At 45.8% G+C, this 17,915-nt stretch carries 15 protein-coding genes and 2 pseudogenes; 10 read left to right on the top strand and 7 right to left on the bottom strand.

Annotation, left to right across the window (positions count from 1 at the left end; translation table 11 throughout):
* Window positions 1-236: 236 nt before the first annotated feature.
* A complete protein-coding gene (locus KJS69_RS30215) occupies window positions 237-398 on the top strand; it encodes a Chromate resistance protein ChrB (protein ID WP_374706612.1) in 162 nt (53 codons plus the stop codon).
* A 76-nt stretch (window positions 399-474) separates the two neighbouring features.
* Entirely contained in the window at window positions 475-2,730 is a 2,256-nt protein-coding gene (locus tag KJS69_RS06385; protein WP_213582708.1) for an ATP-binding cassette domain-containing protein, read from the top strand.
* Between the two features lie 28 nt (window positions 2,731-2,758).
* On the opposite strand, the pseudogene KJS69_RS29605 reads toward KJS69_RS06385, so the two are convergent.
* Window positions 2,759-2,854: pseudogene (locus KJS69_RS29605) on the bottom strand (SDR family NAD(P)-dependent oxidoreductase); the annotation flags it as partial.
* A gap of 218 nt (window positions 2,855-3,072) precedes the next feature.
* On the opposite strand from KJS69_RS29605, the gene KJS69_RS06380 reads away from it, so the two are divergent.
* From KJS69_RS06380 to KJS69_RS06355, 6 genes are all read left to right on the top strand, one after another.
* Window positions 3,073-4,815, top strand: a complete 1,743-nt coding sequence (locus KJS69_RS06380) for a sensor histidine kinase (protein WP_213582706.1) — start codon at window positions 3,073-3,075, stop codon at window positions 4,813-4,815.
* On the top strand, window positions 4,809-5,831 hold the full coding sequence (locus KJS69_RS06375) for a response regulator transcription factor (RefSeq protein WP_213582704.1): 1,023 nt from the start codon (window positions 4,809-4,811) through the stop codon (window positions 5,829-5,831). Before KJS69_RS06380 ends, KJS69_RS06375 begins: the two co-directional genes overlap by 7 nt.
* Window positions 5,832-5,977: 146 nt before the next feature.
* On the top strand, window positions 5,978-7,651 hold the full coding sequence (locus KJS69_RS06370; protein ID WP_213582702.1) for an extracellular solute-binding protein: 1,674 nt from the start codon (window positions 5,978-5,980) through the stop codon (window positions 7,649-7,651).
* Window positions 7,652-7,736: 85 nt separating this feature from the next.
* Entirely contained in the window at window positions 7,737-8,621 is an 885-nt protein-coding gene (locus tag KJS69_RS06365; RefSeq protein ID WP_213582700.1) for an ABC transporter permease, read from the top strand.
* A 33-nt stretch (window positions 8,622-8,654) separates the two neighbouring features.
* Entirely contained in the window at window positions 8,655-9,539 is an 885-nt protein-coding gene (locus KJS69_RS06360) for a carbohydrate ABC transporter permease (protein WP_213582698.1), read from the top strand.
* Window positions 9,540-9,634: 95 nt separating this feature from the next.
* On the top strand, window positions 9,635-10,363 hold the full coding sequence (locus tag KJS69_RS06355; protein WP_213582696.1) for a glycerophosphodiester phosphodiesterase: 729 nt from the start codon (window positions 9,635-9,637) through the stop codon (window positions 10,361-10,363).
* Window positions 10,364-10,502: 139 nt separating this feature from the next.
* Here KJS69_RS06355 and KJS69_RS29600 read toward each other — a convergent pair.
* Window positions 10,503-10,697: pseudogene (locus KJS69_RS29600) on the bottom strand (hypothetical protein); the annotation flags it as partial.
* A 90-nt stretch (window positions 10,698-10,787) separates the two neighbouring features.
* The gene (locus tag KJS69_RS06350) at window positions 10,788-11,600 is read right to left on the bottom strand and encodes a class I SAM-dependent methyltransferase (protein ID WP_213582694.1); all 813 of its coding nucleotides are present in this window, start codon (window positions 11,598-11,600) and stop codon (window positions 10,788-10,790) included.
* A 334-nt stretch (window positions 11,601-11,934) separates the two neighbouring features.
* On the opposite strand from KJS69_RS06350, the gene KJS69_RS06345 reads away from it, so the two are divergent.
* Window positions 11,935-12,354, top strand: a complete 420-nt coding sequence (locus tag KJS69_RS06345; RefSeq protein ID WP_249730393.1) for a GNAT family N-acetyltransferase — start codon at window positions 11,935-11,937, stop codon at window positions 12,352-12,354.
* 30 nt (window positions 12,355-12,384) lie between these two features.
* A complete protein-coding gene (locus KJS69_RS06340; protein WP_213582692.1) occupies window positions 12,385-12,741 on the top strand; it encodes a GNAT family N-acetyltransferase in 357 nt (118 codons plus the stop codon).
* A gap of 161 nt (window positions 12,742-12,902) precedes the next feature.
* On the opposite strand, the gene KJS69_RS06335 is transcribed toward KJS69_RS06340, so the two are convergent.
* The 4 genes from KJS69_RS06335 to KJS69_RS06320 form a co-directional block, all read right to left on the bottom strand.
* Window positions 12,903-14,081 (bottom strand): MFS transporter, encoded by a 1,179-nt coding sequence (locus KJS69_RS06335; protein ID WP_213582690.1) that lies wholly within the window; start codon window positions 14,079-14,081, stop codon window positions 12,903-12,905.
* A 2-nt stretch (window positions 14,082-14,083) separates the two neighbouring features.
* Complete coding sequence (locus KJS69_RS06330) at window positions 14,084-15,379, bottom strand: hypothetical protein (protein ID WP_213582688.1); 1,296 nt, start codon at window positions 15,377-15,379, stop codon at window positions 14,084-14,086.
* Window positions 15,380-15,396: 17 nt separating this feature from the next.
* A complete protein-coding gene (locus KJS69_RS06325) occupies window positions 15,397-16,536 on the bottom strand; it encodes an ROK family transcriptional regulator (RefSeq protein ID WP_249730392.1) in 1,140 nt (379 codons plus the stop codon).
* Between the two features lie 451 nt (window positions 16,537-16,987).
* A complete protein-coding gene (locus KJS69_RS06320; RefSeq protein ID WP_213582685.1) occupies window positions 16,988-17,662 on the bottom strand; it encodes a hypothetical protein in 675 nt (224 codons plus the stop codon).
* Between the last annotated feature and the right edge of the window lie 253 nt (window positions 17,663-17,915).

Here is a 17,915-nt window from a genome sequence, read left to right as displayed (position 1 = left end):
TTTTTAGGTCAGTTCATACATAGGGATTAAGGGTGAGTGGGAATGTCGTAAGCCTGTTCCGTAAAAAGACTCAGTAAACAAGCGGCCAAAGTAGCTTTGATTCTCAGTACGTTGTTTGCCGTCGTAACCGGACTTCCTCTGCCGGTCAATTCAGATTATAATGATGGAGTTGTTTATGGATTTCGAGGCGGCAGCCAGTTTTACGACAGAGCGTCCGATTTGGGGAAATTGAAACGATGTTTCGAAAGATCATGAGGAGAGATTTTTTCCAATGTGCACGGGAAACTCAGGCAAAAAGTCAACTGGATCTATGTGAAGCCAAGTTAGCCGAGTTTACAGACCAAGTGTACCAAACCAAGGGACAGCTAGACGGAAGGATCGTAAATGAAGAGAATTAAGATAAGTTATACTTGCACGACGAATAGTACAATGTGAATATGAGTAGAAATTAACACGATCGGAAGGATGTTAAGCATGAGCGAATCTAATCAGGAGTATATCGTAATCTCGGGTGCGAGGGAAAACAATCTCAAGAATGTATCCTTGCGCATTCCCAAGCGGAAGATCACGATCTTCACCGGGGTATCCGGATCCGGCAAGTCATCGATCGTCTTCGATACGATCGCTGCAGAATCCACACGATTGCTGAATGAGAACTTCAGCATGTTCGTGCGCAATTTCCTGCCCCGCGTTCCGCAGCCGGATACGGACGGGATCGAGAATCTGAGCATGGCTGTTATTGTGGATCAGAAGCGGCTGGGCGGCGGTTCCCATTCTACGATGGGCACGATTACCGATATTTCTCCCATTCTCCGTCTTCTTTTCTCCCGAGCGGGCCAGCCCTATGTTGGAGAAGCGCACATGTTCTCGTTTAACGATCCTCAAGGCATGTGTCCCGAGTGCAATGGGATCGGTCGCAGGCTGGGCGTCGACATGAGCAAGGCGGTGGACATGTCAAAGTCGTTGAATGAAGGGGCAATTATGCTGCCGGACTATTCGGTGAACGGCTGGGAATGGAACATGATCGTGCAGTCGGGGGACTTCGATCTCGACAAGAAGCTGAGCGATTATTCGGATGAGGAACTGGAGCAACTGCTGTACGGCAAGGCAAGGAAAGTGAAGATGGATTTCGCCGGTAAGGCAACGAATATTACAGTAGAAGGCGTCATTGAGAAGTTCACCAACAAATACATCAAGCAGGATGTGAAGACGAAGTCCGAGCGGACACAAAAAGCGGTTGCGCCGTACATTTCCGAGGGTCCCTGTTCCAGCTGCCGCGGCGCGAGACTCAGTCAGGCCGCGCTAAGCTGCAGGATCAATGGACTCAACATTGCGGAGATGTCCTCCATGGAGGTCGGACAGCTTATCCGCGTCATTCGGGAGATTGACGACGCGATCGCCGCGCCGGTCGTCAAATCGCTGACGGAGCGGCTGCAGCATCTGGTGGATATCGGACTTGACTATTTGACACTGGATCGTGAGACGGATACATTATCCGGCGGCGAGTCGCAGCGTGTCAAGATGGTGAAGCACCTGAGCGGCAGTCTGGTGGATGTCACTTACATCTTCGATGAGCCCAGTGTCGGCTTGCACCCCCGTGATGTACACCGGTTAAATGAACTGCTTGAGAAGCTCCGCGACAAGGGCAATACCGTGATTGTCGTCGAACATGATCCCGATGTGATCAAGGTGGCGGATCATATCGTCGATGTTGGGCCTCACGCCGGCAGCCGCGGCGGTACCATCGTGTATGAAGGAAGCTTCCAAGGCCTGCTGGAGGCAGACACGCTGACAGGCACCCATATGAAGCGGCCGCTCCAGCTGAAGCACGAGTGCAGGCAGCCGTCCGGCAAACTGTCCGTCAAAGATGCCACACTGCACAACCTGCGGAACGTGAGTATAGATATTCCAACAGGTGTGTTGACAGTCGTTACGGGTGTCGCCGGCTCGGGCAAGAGTACGCTGATTAACGAAGTATTCCTCAGCCAGCATCCGGATGCGATCGTCATCGACCAATCGGCGGTAGGCGTGTCCACACGCTCGAATCCTGCGACCTACACGGGCATTATGGATGATGTGCGCAAGGCGTTTGCTTCCGCGAACAAGGTCAACAAGGGCTTGTTCAGTTTCAACTCCAAGGGGGCTTGCGAGAACTGCCAAGGGCTGGGTGTTGTGTATACAGACCTTGCGTTCCTCGACAGCGTGAAGTTGCCATGCGAAGTATGCGGAGGCAGACGGTTCAAGGAAGAGGTGCTCGCGTACAAGCTGAACGGCAAGTCCATTGCAGAAGTGCTGGAGATGACGGTGGAGCAGGCATTGGAGTTTTTTCAGCTAAAAGAGGTTGTGCGCAAGCTCCAGGCGATGAGCGATGTGGGGCTGAACTATATTACACTCGGCCAGCCGCTCAGCACGCTCTCGGGCGGGGAATGCCAGCGCATCAAGCTGGCAAGCGAGCTGTATAAGAAGGGCAGCATCTACGTGATGGACGAGCCGACGACCGGCCTGCACATGTCAGATATCGGTCACCTTCTCGAGATCATGAATCGTCTTGTTGATGCCGGCAATACGGTGATCGTCATCGAACACAACCTCGATGTGATCAGCCAAGCGGATTGGATCATCGATATGGGACCGGACGGAGGCAGCAAGGGCGGCCAGGTGGTGTTCGAGGGCACACCTCCGCAGATCATCCATGCGGAGCAGTCGATCACGGGAAGATACTTGATGTAAGGCTAAGTACGAAGCACGAGGTATTGGAGAAGGTGACAAGATGTGCAATTTCTTCTGGTCGAATAAGCCTTTGAATAATGGAGGTTGGCCGGTTCTCTTTCATAAATCGCTTTTCAGGTTTTTCCTTTTAAAAGAACTCTCCATACTTGGAGGGTTCTTACATTTATATCTTTGAACTTGCGGGTGGTGTCAGCAAATGAGGATGAGGGCCGTCTTTTGTTTTCGCTTGATTTACATTCAGCTCTGCTTATCTAATATAGATAAATTTTACATTAAGTATACGATAAGTTAACTATAATACAAGAGAGGGGCATTCGATTTCATTGGAAAGCAGGGAAGGGAATGAAGGGACTGTTATTTCCGAAAACGCTTAAAAACCGCCTGATTGTACTGCTGCTGCTATGCTCGCTTTTCCCGCTCGTCGTCATTGGCTCGATTACACATACGTCCATGTATGAAATGTTGAAGAATAAAGCGGAGAAGGGAATTATGAACAATCTCCACAATGTGCGGCTTTCCTTCGAAAATACGCTTAGCCAACTGAATCATGCTTCACAGCAGCTAGTGTTCGAGGGGCGGATCGGCAACAAATTGAATAACTATTTGACCACTGAAAATTTATTTGAAAAAAAGCAATTATATCAAGAGATAGAGAGCGAGATTAGCCTGATCCATTTTACGAACCCTTCTTTGGGCTTAATTTTTTATTATCAGACGGATACAGACGAAATTTTATTTAAAAATTCCCATATTCGTGAAGATTTTAATATTTTCAACTTGCCGCTGCTGGCTGAGCAGCTGACGTTGACCTATTATGGGCCGCATTTTTCTTTAAATCCGTTAGACGGTTACAAAGTGCTTTCCGTTGTGCGTAAAGTGGAGTTTCCCCATCGCGATGACGTTTATTTGTATATGGAGACGGATTTCAAGCTGACTGACCGTATTTTAAATGCTGACGATCTGCTGAAGGATACATTTTATTTTTTCGTAGACAACAATAATCGAATCGCTTATAGCGAAAATCAGGATGATTTTCCGGCAGGCCGTCTGATGACCGACACGCTGGAAGATGCCCGTAAGGATAAAGGATATTACTTGTTCGAGGAATTGAGCAACCAGTCGTGGCGAATTGTGGCTGCTGTTTCCAAACAAACTTATGAAAAAGAAATTAACCAATGGATTAATAAATTTGTATTTTTTGCAGCATTATCGCTCGTTGTCAGCTGTTTGCTCGCCTTTATGATTTGGCGGATGATTTATTCTCCTTTGTTGCATTTGCAGAAGAACATACGCCGTCTGAAAAACGGCAGAATGACGGAGCTTCCCGGTTTAAAGAAGGATGTGGCTCGGGAGTTCGCGGAAATTCATCAGGAATTTTCCGCGATGCGGGTCAGAATAGATGAGCTTATTCGCGATATCGATGAGAATGCGGAGATCAAGCGGCAGCTGGAGATCGAAAATTTGCTGTATAAAATCAATCCGCACTTTATTCATAATACGCTGGATACGATTCGCTGGCTCGCCAGGGTTAACGGGCAAGAGGAGACGGATCGGCTGGTCTCTACATTGAATCGATTGCTGCATTATAACCTGGGCAAGGGGCAGCTGGCTCCGATTGAAGAGGAGATTGCCGCGCTGAAAAATTATGTTACGCTGCAAGGGGTCCGCTATAACTTTCAGTTTGATGTGCAAATTCAAGCAGACGACGAGCTGATGAGAATGTCGGTGCCGAGGTTTATTTTGCAGCCGCTGGTTGAAAATTCGATTTCTCATGGTTTGAAGACGAAAAGCAGCGAGCAGGGCGTCATTGAAGTATTTGTACGTAAAGAGAGCAGCACTCATTTTACAATGGGTGTAAGGGATAACGGATATGGCATGACAGAGGAGGAAGTTTCCCGCATGCTTTCGGGTGAAAGCGTCGCCAGCAGAACAGGAATGGGGATCGGCTGGAAATATGTGCGCCGTCTGTTGGAATTGAATTTCCCCGGCACGTCGAGCATGGATATTCAGAGCATTCTGGGACAGGGGACGCTAATTACCCTTACTTTGCCAATGATAGAACAGGAGGAAGCGACGCTATGTTGAAGGTGATGGTTGTCGATGACGATTATTTGGTACGGCAAGGTTTTATTCGCATTATGCCCTGGAGCCGATTTGGTTTGGAGGTCATCTGTGAAGCAAGCAACGGGATGGATGCGCTGGAGCAGCTTGCCGGACATCCGGTCGATCTGCTCATAACGGATTTGGCGATGCCGGTTATGACAGGAATTGAGCTTATGAAGCAAGTAAAGGAGAAGTATCCGCATATTTTTATGGTCGTCCTTACTTTTCACCATGATTTTGAGTTGATCCGGGATGCGCTAAGACTGGGGGCGTTGGATTATATTACAAAAATAGAACTGGAAGGCGATCAGATGGAGCAGATTTTGCAGCGAATCGTCAACCGGATCGGAGAACAGCAGCCCCCGGATAAAGTGGAATACATAAAGCTCAGTAAAGATTGGTCCAGAATCGCCTGGATATCGGATAAGGAAAAATATGCGGAGCTGCTGGAGCGAACCGCTGCTATGAGAATGTCTGCCGCTCAACTGAAGCATATGTTTGATGTCGTGCTGGAGGAGTGGGGCCGATACTTGGACCGCCAGATGATCGGTTTCCATGAACAAATCCATCCTCAAAGCTGGGAAGAATGGATAAGTTGGCTGGAACAGGTCAGGCATCGTATGCAGGGCGATATGGGAGATCAGGCGTACTCGGAGGAAGTGGTCAACAGCATCATGAAGGCAGTCGATTATGTTAAGGAAGAGCTTAAAGATAGTATCCAACTGCCCATCATTGCGAGGAAGGTCGGGATGAGCCGCAGCTATTTCAGCAAGTGCTTTCGCGATATAATCGGCAGCACATTTCAGGATTATATTAGGGATCTAAGGATAGAACGGGCAAAGGCACTGCTGGAGCAGACGAATCGCTCGATCAGTTGGATTGCTCTACAGTCGGGCTATCCGAATGAGCGTTATTTCAGCAAAGTGTTCCGCCAGTCAACAGGGATGCAGCCCAGAGATTACCGCAAATCTGCCGGAAAAGTCACACATCGTCCTTAATAATGTATAAATTGATCTTCTATTCCAAAGGGCTGCAAGCGAATTAGAGACGTTTTGAACATGAACCGAGGACATTATTGGCACTTGCATACTTTTTTCTTTTATATAATAAAGACTGTAAGCGATTACAGGGAGGAGGGGTTAATATGAACGGCAAGAAAGGCTGGTTGGTCAGTTTATTATTAGTATTCCTCTTACTTATGTCTGCCTGTTCTGATGGCGGGAAGCAAAGCAAGACGAACTCGGGAGGAAATGACAAGCCGCCGGCTCAGTCCGAAGGGAACAATGAGCAAGAGCCAAAGAACGGGCAGGGGACGTCGGCGGAGATCGATCCATACAGGCTGCCGGAGCCGGTCGAGTTTACAACCTTTAAGCATGTCGGAGCTGACGCCAAGCTGCCAACCGGAGATACGGTTGAGGACAATCAGTATTCTCGTTATTTGAAGGAAAAATCCAACATTTCCGTCAAAATATTGTGGTACGCCTCCGGCAATGATTTTGAACAAAAATCCAAGCTATCCATCGGCAGCGGCGACATTCCCGATGTGATGATCGTCGACGAACAGACGTTCCGCACACTTGCCCGCGCGAATCAACTGGAGGATCTGACGGAAGTATTCGCCAAGTATGCAGCGCCATTAACGAAAGAGCTCTATGAATCTACGAACAACAAGGCGATTGAAAAAGCGACGATCGATGGAAAGCTGATGGCGATTCCTAATATTTCGGTACAGGCTGACTCGGTCAGCATGCTGTTTGTACGGCAGGATTGGCTCGACAAACTGCAGCTGGAAGGTCCGAAAACAGTGGCAGACGTAGAGAAAATTGCCCAAGCGTTCGTCGACAATAAGATGGGCGGCGAAAGCACGATTGGTTTGACCGCAAGCGGGCTGACTATGCAGCAAAAAGTAAGCCGCCACAATTTGAAAGGGTTATATGCTGCATACCATGCTTATCCTCGCAACTGGATCAAGGATGCAAACGGCAATATTGTGTATGGATCTATACAGCCTGAAACAAAGGAAGCTCTCGGCAAAATTCGTGAAATGTATGAAAATGGCTTGATTGATAAAGAGTTCGCGCTTCGTAAAGATACGGATCAAACGGTCATTTCCGGCCAAGCGGGGATGTTCTTCGGGCCTTGGTGGTCTGGCGGTGTAATTCGAGATACGTATGCGAATGATCCCGATGCCGTGTTCAAGCCTTATATGATTACCGATGATAGCGGTGTGATCAATAACTTGCAGGTTCCTGTCAGCCAAAGATTTATTGTCGTCAAGAAAGGCTTCAAACATCCGGAAGCTGCCGTCGTATATGCCAACAACTTTATTCGTGCCGAACGCAAAGCCGATCCTGATGCGGCCAAACTGGATACGACGATAAGTACGGAGTTTTGGCCGATCGGCAACGCAACCTTCGACTATGCGGATGCGGTGGAAAGAAAAGCCGATATTCTTGCTGACGCGATCGCCGGCAAGATTGATGCGGCTGCATTGACGCCAGAGATGAAGATATTGTACGACTTCGCTAAAGCGGATGAGGCGGCTCCAAGAGCAGATCTGGCCGGCTGGGGCAAATTCTGGGGCTATACTGAGCCTGCGGAAATGCTGAAACAGCCAATGAATTCACTTTACAATGAGTTTACGATAACGACCAAAACAATGGATCGCAAATGGGCCAATCTGGAGAAGATTGAGGATGAAATGTTCTTTGCGATCGTGATGGGCAATAAGTCGCTGGATGAGTTTGATCAATTCGTAGCCGATTGGAAGGCGCAGGGCGGCGATGAAATTACGAAGGAGATTAACGAGATGAAATAACGGAAAGCAAGAGAAGTGAAAAGCGCCACTCCTGTCTAAGCTTGATGGCGCTTTTCTACTTTAACGATGAAACGGGGAGAACAAGATGAAGAGCTTTCAGAAGCATTATCACCTTATGCTGTTTCCAGGTATCGTTCTACTGATCATCTTTTCTACGATTCCGCTCTTTGGCGTCATCATCGCCTTTCAGGACTTTGATATCGGGCTGGGCATTAAAAATTCGCCCTGGATCGGTCTTGAAAATTTTTCGTATTTATTCCAAATCAGAGACAGCAAGGTGATTTTTTATAACACGATTTTTATCGCTGTAGGGAAAATAATTGCCGGCTTAATTTTCCCTGTCACATTTGCTATTTTGCTCAATGAACTGAAACATGTGTTGTTCAAAAGGTGGGTTCAGACGATTGTATACTTGCCGCATTTTATATCATGGGTTATACTTGCCGGCATTTTAATTGATATGTTGTCTATGGATGGTATTATCAATGGAGCGATTGAGGCGTTCGGCGGGCAGAAAATTATGTTTCTTGCCAGCAATGACTGGTTCCCGTGGATCATTATCGGCTCAGATACATGGAAGGATTTTGGGTTCGGGGCGATTGTTTACCTGGCTGCGCTGGCGGGCATTGATCCTACCTTGTATGAAGCCGCTGAAATAGATGGGGCGAGCCGATTTCAAAGAATACGCTACATTACGCTGCCCAGCATCGTACCGACGATTATTTTGTTGGCCACTTTGAGCATCGGCAGTATACTGAATGCCGGCTTCGATCAAATTTTTAACCTGTATAATCCGCTTGTGTATCCTTCAGGCGACGTCATCGATACGTATGTGTACCGGGTCGGCCTGGTGCAGGCGCAATACGGATTTGCAACGGCAGTGGGACTGTTGAAATCGGTCATCGGCTTTATCCTGATTATTATTTCGTACCGGCTTGCCTATCGGTATGCGAATTACCGCATTTTCTAATGATCATCGACTGCGGACAGGAGGTGTCTAGCATTGGTACAAGATAAAACCGTTTCCGCGCGGATCTGGAATATATGCTTAATTGTGCTGATGGTCGTTATCTCCTTTTCGTCACTGGCGCCGGTCATTCATACGATAGCTGTATCTTTTAGCAATATGTCCGCAGCGGCGGGGGGTTTTGTTACGTTTTGGCCGGTAGGCTTCAATATTGAATCTTACCGGAAAATTATCGACGATCCTTACTTTTTCAATTCCTTTTTTGTTTCAATCAAAAGGGTGCTGATAGGCGGCTCGCTCAACTTTATTTTGACAATCTTGATTGCCTATCCGCTCTCCAGAAGCCGGAAGGAATTCAAGGCGCGCCATTATTATATGTGGTTCATTTTATTTAATATGCTGTTTTCCGGCGGAGTGATCCCTTTGTATTTGGTCGTCAAATCGCTTGGCATGTTCAATACGATCTGGGCATTGGTATTGCCAGGTGCGGTACCAGTGTTCAATGTCATTCTTCTGATGAACTTTTTTAGAAACTTGCCGAAGGAGCTGAGCGAAGCGGGGCTAATGGATGGCGCAGGACCATGGTTTATGCTGTTTAAAGTGTTTCTGCCGCTTTCTTTACCGGCGATGGCTACGGTTACTTTATTTAGCGTCGTAAATCATTGGAACTCCTTTTTTGACGGCATGATTTTTATGCGCAGCGTGGAGAATTACCCTCTGCAAACTTATATTCAGCAGCTTGTTGTGCAGCTTGCGCCTGAAATGATGGATTCGACCAATGTCGATCTGGTTGCCAAAATGTCCGATAAAACGCTAAACGCGGCAAAAATTATGGTATCGATGCTGCCGATATTGCTTGTATATCCATTTTTGCAGCGGTATTTTATTCATGGGATTATGCTTGGATCGGTGAAGGAGTAAAGGGGGGCTCTATTAAGGAGAGGTCACGATGACAACGATCCGTTTGTAATCGGAAGAGAAATGCGCTTAGCTGCAACGGCCAAGGAGGTGTACTGGTGCATAGACCAAAGGTTGCCGCACATACCGGCTCCGGCAAAAGTCCGGCCAATACGTTGGCCTCCTTCCTCGAAGGCATCCAGTCCGGGGCACAGATTGTCGAAGTGGATGCGCTCGTATGCAAAGGAGGGACGGTAGTGCTGCTGCATGACGATGTTTCGCTGCTGCATCAGTATACGTATGAGGAGCTAAATCGGCCTGACATTCGCCAGCAATTGGGGACAGCCTACGAGAAACACGAGCTTGCTGCCTTGCGTCAAGTGCTTGAAGCCTCCGATCCGCTAGGCACGGAGCTGAACATTGACTTGAAGTCGAATGAAAGCGTCGAGCCGACTATTCGGCTGATTCGGAAATATGGCGCCGAGAAGCGGGCGTTTATTACGGGATGGTATTCGGAAGAGATTCCGGAACGGCATCCGGATATCCAGGTCATGATCAATACATCCATTTCACCGGCGGATGTGTCGCTCGCAGGCAGCAGAAATTATGCGAAGCGGCTATGTCAGCAGGCGCTGCGGAGCGGATACTGCGGCCTGAACGTAAAGTATGACACCTGTTCTCCGGAAATCGTCGGCGAAGCCCATGCTGCAGGTCTGGCGGTCTGGACGTATACTGTTGATGATCAGCAAGCGATGGAAACGTTTGTCCATATTGGCGTTGACGCGATCACTACCCGCAAGCCGGAATTATTGTTTGCGGTGATGAAGCAAAGATTTACCTATGGATGAAAGACAAAAGAGCGAGTGTCGGCGGAAGATAACCACCAGCCTCGCTCCTTTATTGGATCGTTTAAGACCTATTTCATTCAACGAAGTCATACTTCGTACCAGAATAGCAAACCCATCGAAAGGTGGCGACGCAAACATATTAATTGATACTGCCTTTTTCAAGAATATAGTCTTCATTGGAATTTTTTAAAACTAAATCAAAATTCCGATGATAAGGATGCATAAATAAATCATATTGAATTCTGCGCTCTTCATGAGATTTTCTTAAATAATTTATATCTGTTCCTCTTTCGGCAACATCACGTATACTTCCGAAATCCCAATAATAAATCTTTTATCTTCTCCTCTAACCGAATTGGCTATCTCATGCAAAACCCTGTCCATATTTTCCCCCATTTGCTAGTCATGATTAAGCTATCGGATATTATAGTTTTCTTGCTTTGATTACAAAAGTTACAGGAAGCATCTTTGCTTTTTTTGCAAAATCGCTGTTATCGCCCCGCGATTGTATAATTTCATCATCAGATTCCTCAATCATTTGCTCAATGACAAATCCCGCTTTTGCCAACGCATTCACATAGGTGGATAGTTTACGGTCCGATAATGTTAGCGTATCTTCATTAAGTGATACCGAATACCAAGATTCATCGAAATAACATTTTTTAAAAGCAAGCATATTATTTTCTGCAGAAACACATTTGTGTATAGGGTGAGACCAACTGAAAATAAATACACCGTCTTTTTTAAGGTAAGATGCGATCCGGCCAAAAGTACCCTCTAGGTCGGTGGTCCAGCCTATGGCATAAATTGAATAAACAAAGTCAAAATAATCCACTGGCAAGCCACATTCTTCTTCCATGGGAGAACAGATCAATTTTGCTGAAAGACCGCATGCCTTCAAATGTTGCGCTGCCTTTTCGATTTGTTTTTCTGATATATCCACAGCCCATAGCTCAGATGCTTTGCGTTCCCCCAAATATTGCAAGGATTGACCGTTACCACAGCCTATCTCTAGCATCTTTTTCCCTGAGACATCGCCAAAAAGCCGGCATTTTTCTTCTGAGACAAATGCTCCATACAAAGGAAGCACGATTGCTCCTAAGAAGTCATTTCCTTTTGTATCCCAATAGAAGCTGTTAGTTTTATGCACAAAATTCTTATCCATGTCGACCGAGATGGCGCGCCCAACCTCGCCAGCGCCTATAATGTTTGTTTTATATACGGAATTCTTGTCCATGCCGACATCCTCCCCAAATATCAATAATATGAGCCTAAACGTATATCCCGACTTGCGCGTTATTCCAATAACACATATCGAACACGAACAATCTGCGCGATTGATCCCAAAATAATTTACCATTTTTCTATGAACAAATCCACCTAAAATCTTCCATACAGCGAGGGCAGACTAACTATTTGGAAAGGCCCCCATTCCTTAAGCACGTATTTGATGAAACTGGGGAGACGTTCTTGATTAAGATGTAAATAATTATGAAACCCAGCCACATTGTGATGGCTGGGTTTTTAACGTTGGGTGTGCAAATTATCTACCATTTATCAGAGGTCTTTACTTGCATTTTCTGCCTGATGTAAAAAGAATAAAGCCAATGTCACCGCCGAGATTTTTTTCATTTGAACTAATTGAGCGGGAAGAAGTGGTCAGTTTACTTGATGTTACAAGATTCAATGAAGCTATTATATACGATACGAATCTTCCCTGGCAGACTGATCTAGCTATGCTTGCAAAGCAAGATGGGGAAATTGTTGGTTTGGCAGGAGCAAGCAAAACCTGTGCAAAACTGTGGCAAATTGGCATAGAAGTATTACCCCAATATCGTAATTTGGGATTGGCTAGTTATCTTGTAAACAGGTTAACTTTTGAAATATTGGGACGTGGAGAGATACCAAGTTATGACGTAATCGCCAGTAACATTGCTTCACAGAGAGTAGCTCACCGATTAGGGTATTTTCCCGCGTGGGTGTCTGATTGACGATGCAATTTTGAAGGACTTGAACAGTAATTGTATCTCAAGAAATTTGAAACAGAAAACAAACTCATCAAGCGGGTGAAAACAGAGGAAGAAGGTCGACGCATCAATCATTATTTCGATAGGGCTGCTATCGATCTGAAAAAATTAGATGACCCAAATCTGCATTTTTACGTTGGTGAGGAGAACGGGCAACCTGCATCATATGGACGCTATTTACTATTAGATAAAACGGTATGTTTCTTGAGTGATATATTTACTTCGAAAATACATAGGGGTAAAGGAATAGGCAAAGCACTATGCCGAAAAATGCTTATGGATGCCAAGCAGGAAGGCGCTGTCAAGAGTGTACTTGCTTCTAGTCAAATGGGGCATCCTTTATATTTATAACTGGGTTACCGAGATGTATCAACAATGTGGGTGTTTCAGAAGCAATCGTAAACAAAAGGGCGCGATTGCTAAAGTATCCTTATTTAACAAAATTAACAAACTTTATTTTACCCCCATCCAGAACAGGACGGGGGCATGTGTTTTAGTGTGCCGTTATGCCGTTATTGATCAGTCACCTTCGGAGTTCGGATCAGGAAGGCGAGCAGACATATGATGGCGGTAAACAGGATAAGCAAATTAAACCCGTTGCCGATGCCGAACGTTTTGGAGACTTGCCCGATCACAATGCCGACGACAGCTCCGCCGAGTCCGGAAGCGACATAGATTAAACCTTGCAAAGAACCGGCTTGCTTCGTCAGCTTGGAGGCAATGCCTTGTGCAGTAGGGAACAAGACGGACATGGCGAGACCGAATAGCATCATTAAATAACTGAAGTCAGTCATGAATAGACGGCCAACGATCAAAGAGACCAGAGCAAACAGAGAGAAAGCAATAAGGGTGCGTCTTTCGCCCAGCTTATAAATGATAAATCCGCCCACAAAACGGCCGATAGTGAACAGGAAAGCGAAGCTAGCAATAATATAGGCCGCAGTCGCTGCTTTATGCTCGGCATCCATTCCCGCAATGTCAAGCGATGTATAGAAAATCGGGAAGAAATTGAGGAACCCGGCTTCCGCCGCGACATAGAACAGAATGAATAATATGACAAGCAAAATTTGACGATCTTGAAATAGCTGCAGAACGGATTTGACCGTCACTTTATCTTGACCTTGAGCAGAGGAGGGTGCCGGTTTGAAGGAAAGCAAAGCGAACAAAATAACCGCAATCACAACCGCAGCCCCGATATAAAAGAAGCGCCAGCTTATATTTTGTGCAAAGATGACATTTAATATAAGTGGAGTTACAATCATTCCTACGCCGAACAAGGCGTTGGCCAAATTAAAGATTACGCCTGCGCGTTCTTTAAAAAACGTAGGGATCAGGGTAGCGACCGATACGGTCATCGCCCCGATGCCCAGCCCGACCATCAAATAGAAGCCAAGGAAGAAAGCAACGGTAAACGCAGCCCCGGTTCCAACTAAACCGATCATCATAAGAACGGTACCGATACTCATGGCCACTTTAATGCCTTTGCGGTCTGCCAAAATACCGGCAACAAGGCTCGCCAGCAAAAATCCGATCTGGAACACCGACACCATAACGCCAACTTGGCTAATGTCGAGTTGAATATCGTTCTGCACTTTCTCTAAGATGATGCCTTTCGTGTTCTGGATGCCGCCCAACACAAACATGGTGGCGAATATGAGGAAAAAGATAACGGGCCGTTGTATTTTTTGCATGATTAGTTCGTTCCTTTCTCTCGATGACTTTTTTCACGATAGTTCTGAATAGCGTCGAATAACTCGTCCGCAGCCCAACCGTAGCAATAATAGAGAAGGTCGTCCGCAGCGCTGTTTTCACCCGCTTTTACGGCTTCAATCAAATTGGACGGCGATATATTCCACATCTGAATGCCGCTGAATATGCGTGTGTTCGGATCGGATTGGGCACGCACGATATTATTTTGATCGGCGACGAACTGAATGGGGAATCCCTCTTCTTGAAAAGTTTGGTAAGTTAAATCATAAGGCAGATGGAAGAACCTTTTGAAGGCCCGGAAAGCTTCCTCCTGCTCTTGCTCGGTATCGGCCAGGTAGCGGATCAACCCCTGCACATCGGCACCTCCGCCCAGTTTGTGATAAGGAAAATGTTTCAAAGCGGGGGAGAGCTTGGTCAAGCTTGCATAATCCTGCCCGAGCATCCAGCTGTATGCGGGCGGCCATAGATCCAGCCATATCGTAAAGGCGTCATTTACTTTTCGTACCCGCTCGATCAACCGCTCCACAAAACCGGAAACGCTTTCTTGACGGAAAGATATCCACGCTTGAATATGTGCATTTTGTTCGGCGTAAGATACGGCCTCGTCAAATTGCTTTTCTTTCAATTTCATGGACCAGGTTTGCAAAGCTTGTTTGACTGCATTCACATCCAAATGCTGCCGGGCCATTTTCTTCTCACAATGGGAGCAGAAGCAGGTAAGCAGCCCTTTGGGATTCACTTCCTGTCCGGCCCAATCCGGATAACGGATGCGGTCGATCATATAGGAGGTGAAGCCATAGCGCCGATACAAATCTACGAACGCCTTCTCCCAGAAATTAATGACATCCGGCGCATTCGGGCATAGCCAGTGGGGGATGACCTGTCCGTACACATCCGTGACCAAATTGTTGGCGAGCAAAGCTCCTTCGAAATGTCCGTTCAAAATATTCAACCAAGGAATGACTTCGAACGGCTCGTGCTGCACGGCTTCCTTGATGATCATCAGCGGATCGCGTTCCGTAGACAGCGTCGGCTCCCTTCGTTGATCGAGCCCGGAATCTTCATAGGAAGGCAGAATCGCATGCATAGTACCTGTCCCGAAGACGACTTCATGTACAGGATTTCGAGGTAATTTTCCAACGGGATAAGGATTTCTTTCGAAGATCGTGTTAACTTCGGGAAAGATATATTTAATATCTTTCAATTTATGAATGTAAGCGATAATTTGCGGCATGCCTTCGTCTAAAATATCGTGGGGATGCAATTGAATGCCTGACATAGGAACCACGCTCCTTATTAATAAAGTTGTTTGTCTTTCAAAAACTGTAAAGATGGAAACGCTTGATTCAAGCCCAATATGGCCATGCCTTGTAAAGCGGAACGATGCTGCAAATTAGAAATTTCAATAGCTACATCCGTCACATCGGATGTATGGAGACTGATCTTGCGCTTGAGTTGATCCATAGATAATGATTTGGTGACGCTGCCCATCAATACAATTTTTTCCGGATTCAGCAAGGCAATGATATTTAAGATTCCCATCGCCAAATGATCCTCAAATTGATCGACTAAATACTTGGCTTGCAAGTCAACCTGCTGCGCTTGACGAAACACTTCCTTGGCCGAGATTTTCTTGTTGTATAAAGCCAGGGCGGCAGCTTCCAGCCCGGACCCGGAACATATCATTTCCAAATGCCCTTTCGCAGATGGAGCATATAATTGGTGATTGTGAAATATCATGTATCCGATTTCACCGGCAGCATTTCTGGCACCGCGAATCACTTTTCCATCCATGAGCACGGCAGAACCCAATCCCGTTCCGATCCCGATCAATACAGCGGAGCTTAAGTCTTGAAGAGCTCCTTCGTACATTTCACCGACTAGCGCTGCGCGCACGTCATTTTCAATCGTGACGGGGACATGAAACACATCGTTAAAATATTGCGCTAATCGAACGTTCTTCCATTCGGGCAAATTGGGCGAGCCTTCCAAAACAACGCCGCTAGACGGATCTATAATCCCCGGTGTGGCAATACAAATAAAGGAAAGACGTTCCATCGGCTGTCCCGATTGCTGGATAAAGGTTTTCATATCTGCGGCCATCTGATCCAAAAAAGCTTGGCTAGTCGAGAGGGGATAAGTTGCGACGGTCTGTTCTCCGATACATTCCCCGGCTAAATTGAATTGTCCAAAATGAATCGATGTCCCGCCTAAATCAACCGCTATCCCATAGGCCGCGTTCTTGGAAAAATGAAGCTTGGTGCCCCGCTTGCTGAAATCGGCATCCTCTTTCTCATCATAAATCAGTCTTTCCTCAATAAGGTCTTTGACGATGTCGGATACGGTTGCTTTCGTAATGCCCGATTGCTTGGCGATTTCAGTGCGGGACAGAGGTCCTGAATCTTTAATGATGTTCAGAACGATTTCTTTGTTCATTCTCCGAATCGTACTGGGCAAATGTACTTGCATTGCTCGTAATCACACTTCTTTCATCAGTATTTCCAGACGCTTTTAAGTTTATAAACCATACTTAAATTGGGTAATGAAACAGATAAATTTTAATTAACAATACAAAAACAATGTAAATCCTCGATTTAAGTTTATAATACATCCTTAATGTCATCGTCGTCAATAACAATTCCTAACAAGAATCAGGATGATTGGCTTGCAAGAAGATAGGGAAGAGTTCGATTGAACGACTTGAAAAATGGTCCGATCGGCCAATAGAAGTATGACTCATGACCGCAAAAAAAACGCCGGACAGAGGTTTCTCTGAATCCGACATTTCTTCGTTGACCGCTACGACAAACCGGGCTGCAGGTCAAGACTGACACTCTGCACTTGACACTATCGCTGAAACTGACAGCAATGAAAATCAGAATACGCCTTACAATACACCGTTCATTCCACCGAATATCCGGCCCAAAATATTAAAATTTAACATGATTAAAGATAATATAATGGCCGTTGGCAGAATGACCCAGAATTCCCTTTTGTTTTTCGGAATTATAAGTAACAAAGCAACTATCATTATTAGATATACTCCCATAAGCCATGGTACTAAGTAGTAATGATGGTGAATGGGTAAGTAAGCGTCGCGTAATTTAAACCCTTCTGACAGCAACACTGTGATTGGAAGGGCCGAAATCATATTAGAAAATAATCCGCTTCCACGCGCATACCACATAACATAAGCACAAATAGGAGATACCGCCGCGCATATACCCCAAAAAACAATGGCTCTTTCCGGGAAAAAATGTAGCACAGACGTTGTGTAAACATAATAAACCGTAAGCATCGACCCAAAAAAGGCGAATACTTTCACGGCCGCCATTTTGGGCGAATAGCTGAAAACCGATAAAATGGTTGCAACAAATACCCATATACCAAGACGTCCACCGATATCGTCAAATATGGGATTGATATTCGAATTATCCACAAGTTTTGCCGTTAATCCCATAATAACTCCGGTAATCATTGCAATTACTATTGAAAACACTTTTTGATTTGTAGTTGATTTGTTCGCCATTCTAATCTGAATCAACTTATTATATATTTCCATATATGCTCCATTTTTTTCAAAATTATTTTCATATCCAGACAATCAGCTTGAGAATATCGACTCTTAGTTTTACTTCCTTCAATGATATATATTACCAGAATGCGATTGTAATTGTTATGCTAAACTGAACGATACGATATTTTCAAATATGACAGCGAACTGCCAATCCCGAGTCCCAGTAGGCCTGTCGTGAAAGGAAATACGATCAGTTCGCTTGGTTGGAGAAAAAAAGCAGCAAAATTGCGAGGAAGCA

It is taken from the genome of Paenibacillus sp. J2TS4, from assembly GCF_018403245.1.
GTDB lineage: Bacteria > Bacillota > Bacilli > Paenibacillales > NBRC-103111 > Paenibacillus_L.
Note: the sequence above shows the minus strand (reverse complement) of the source record. Positions and strands in the feature narration are given on the sequence as shown.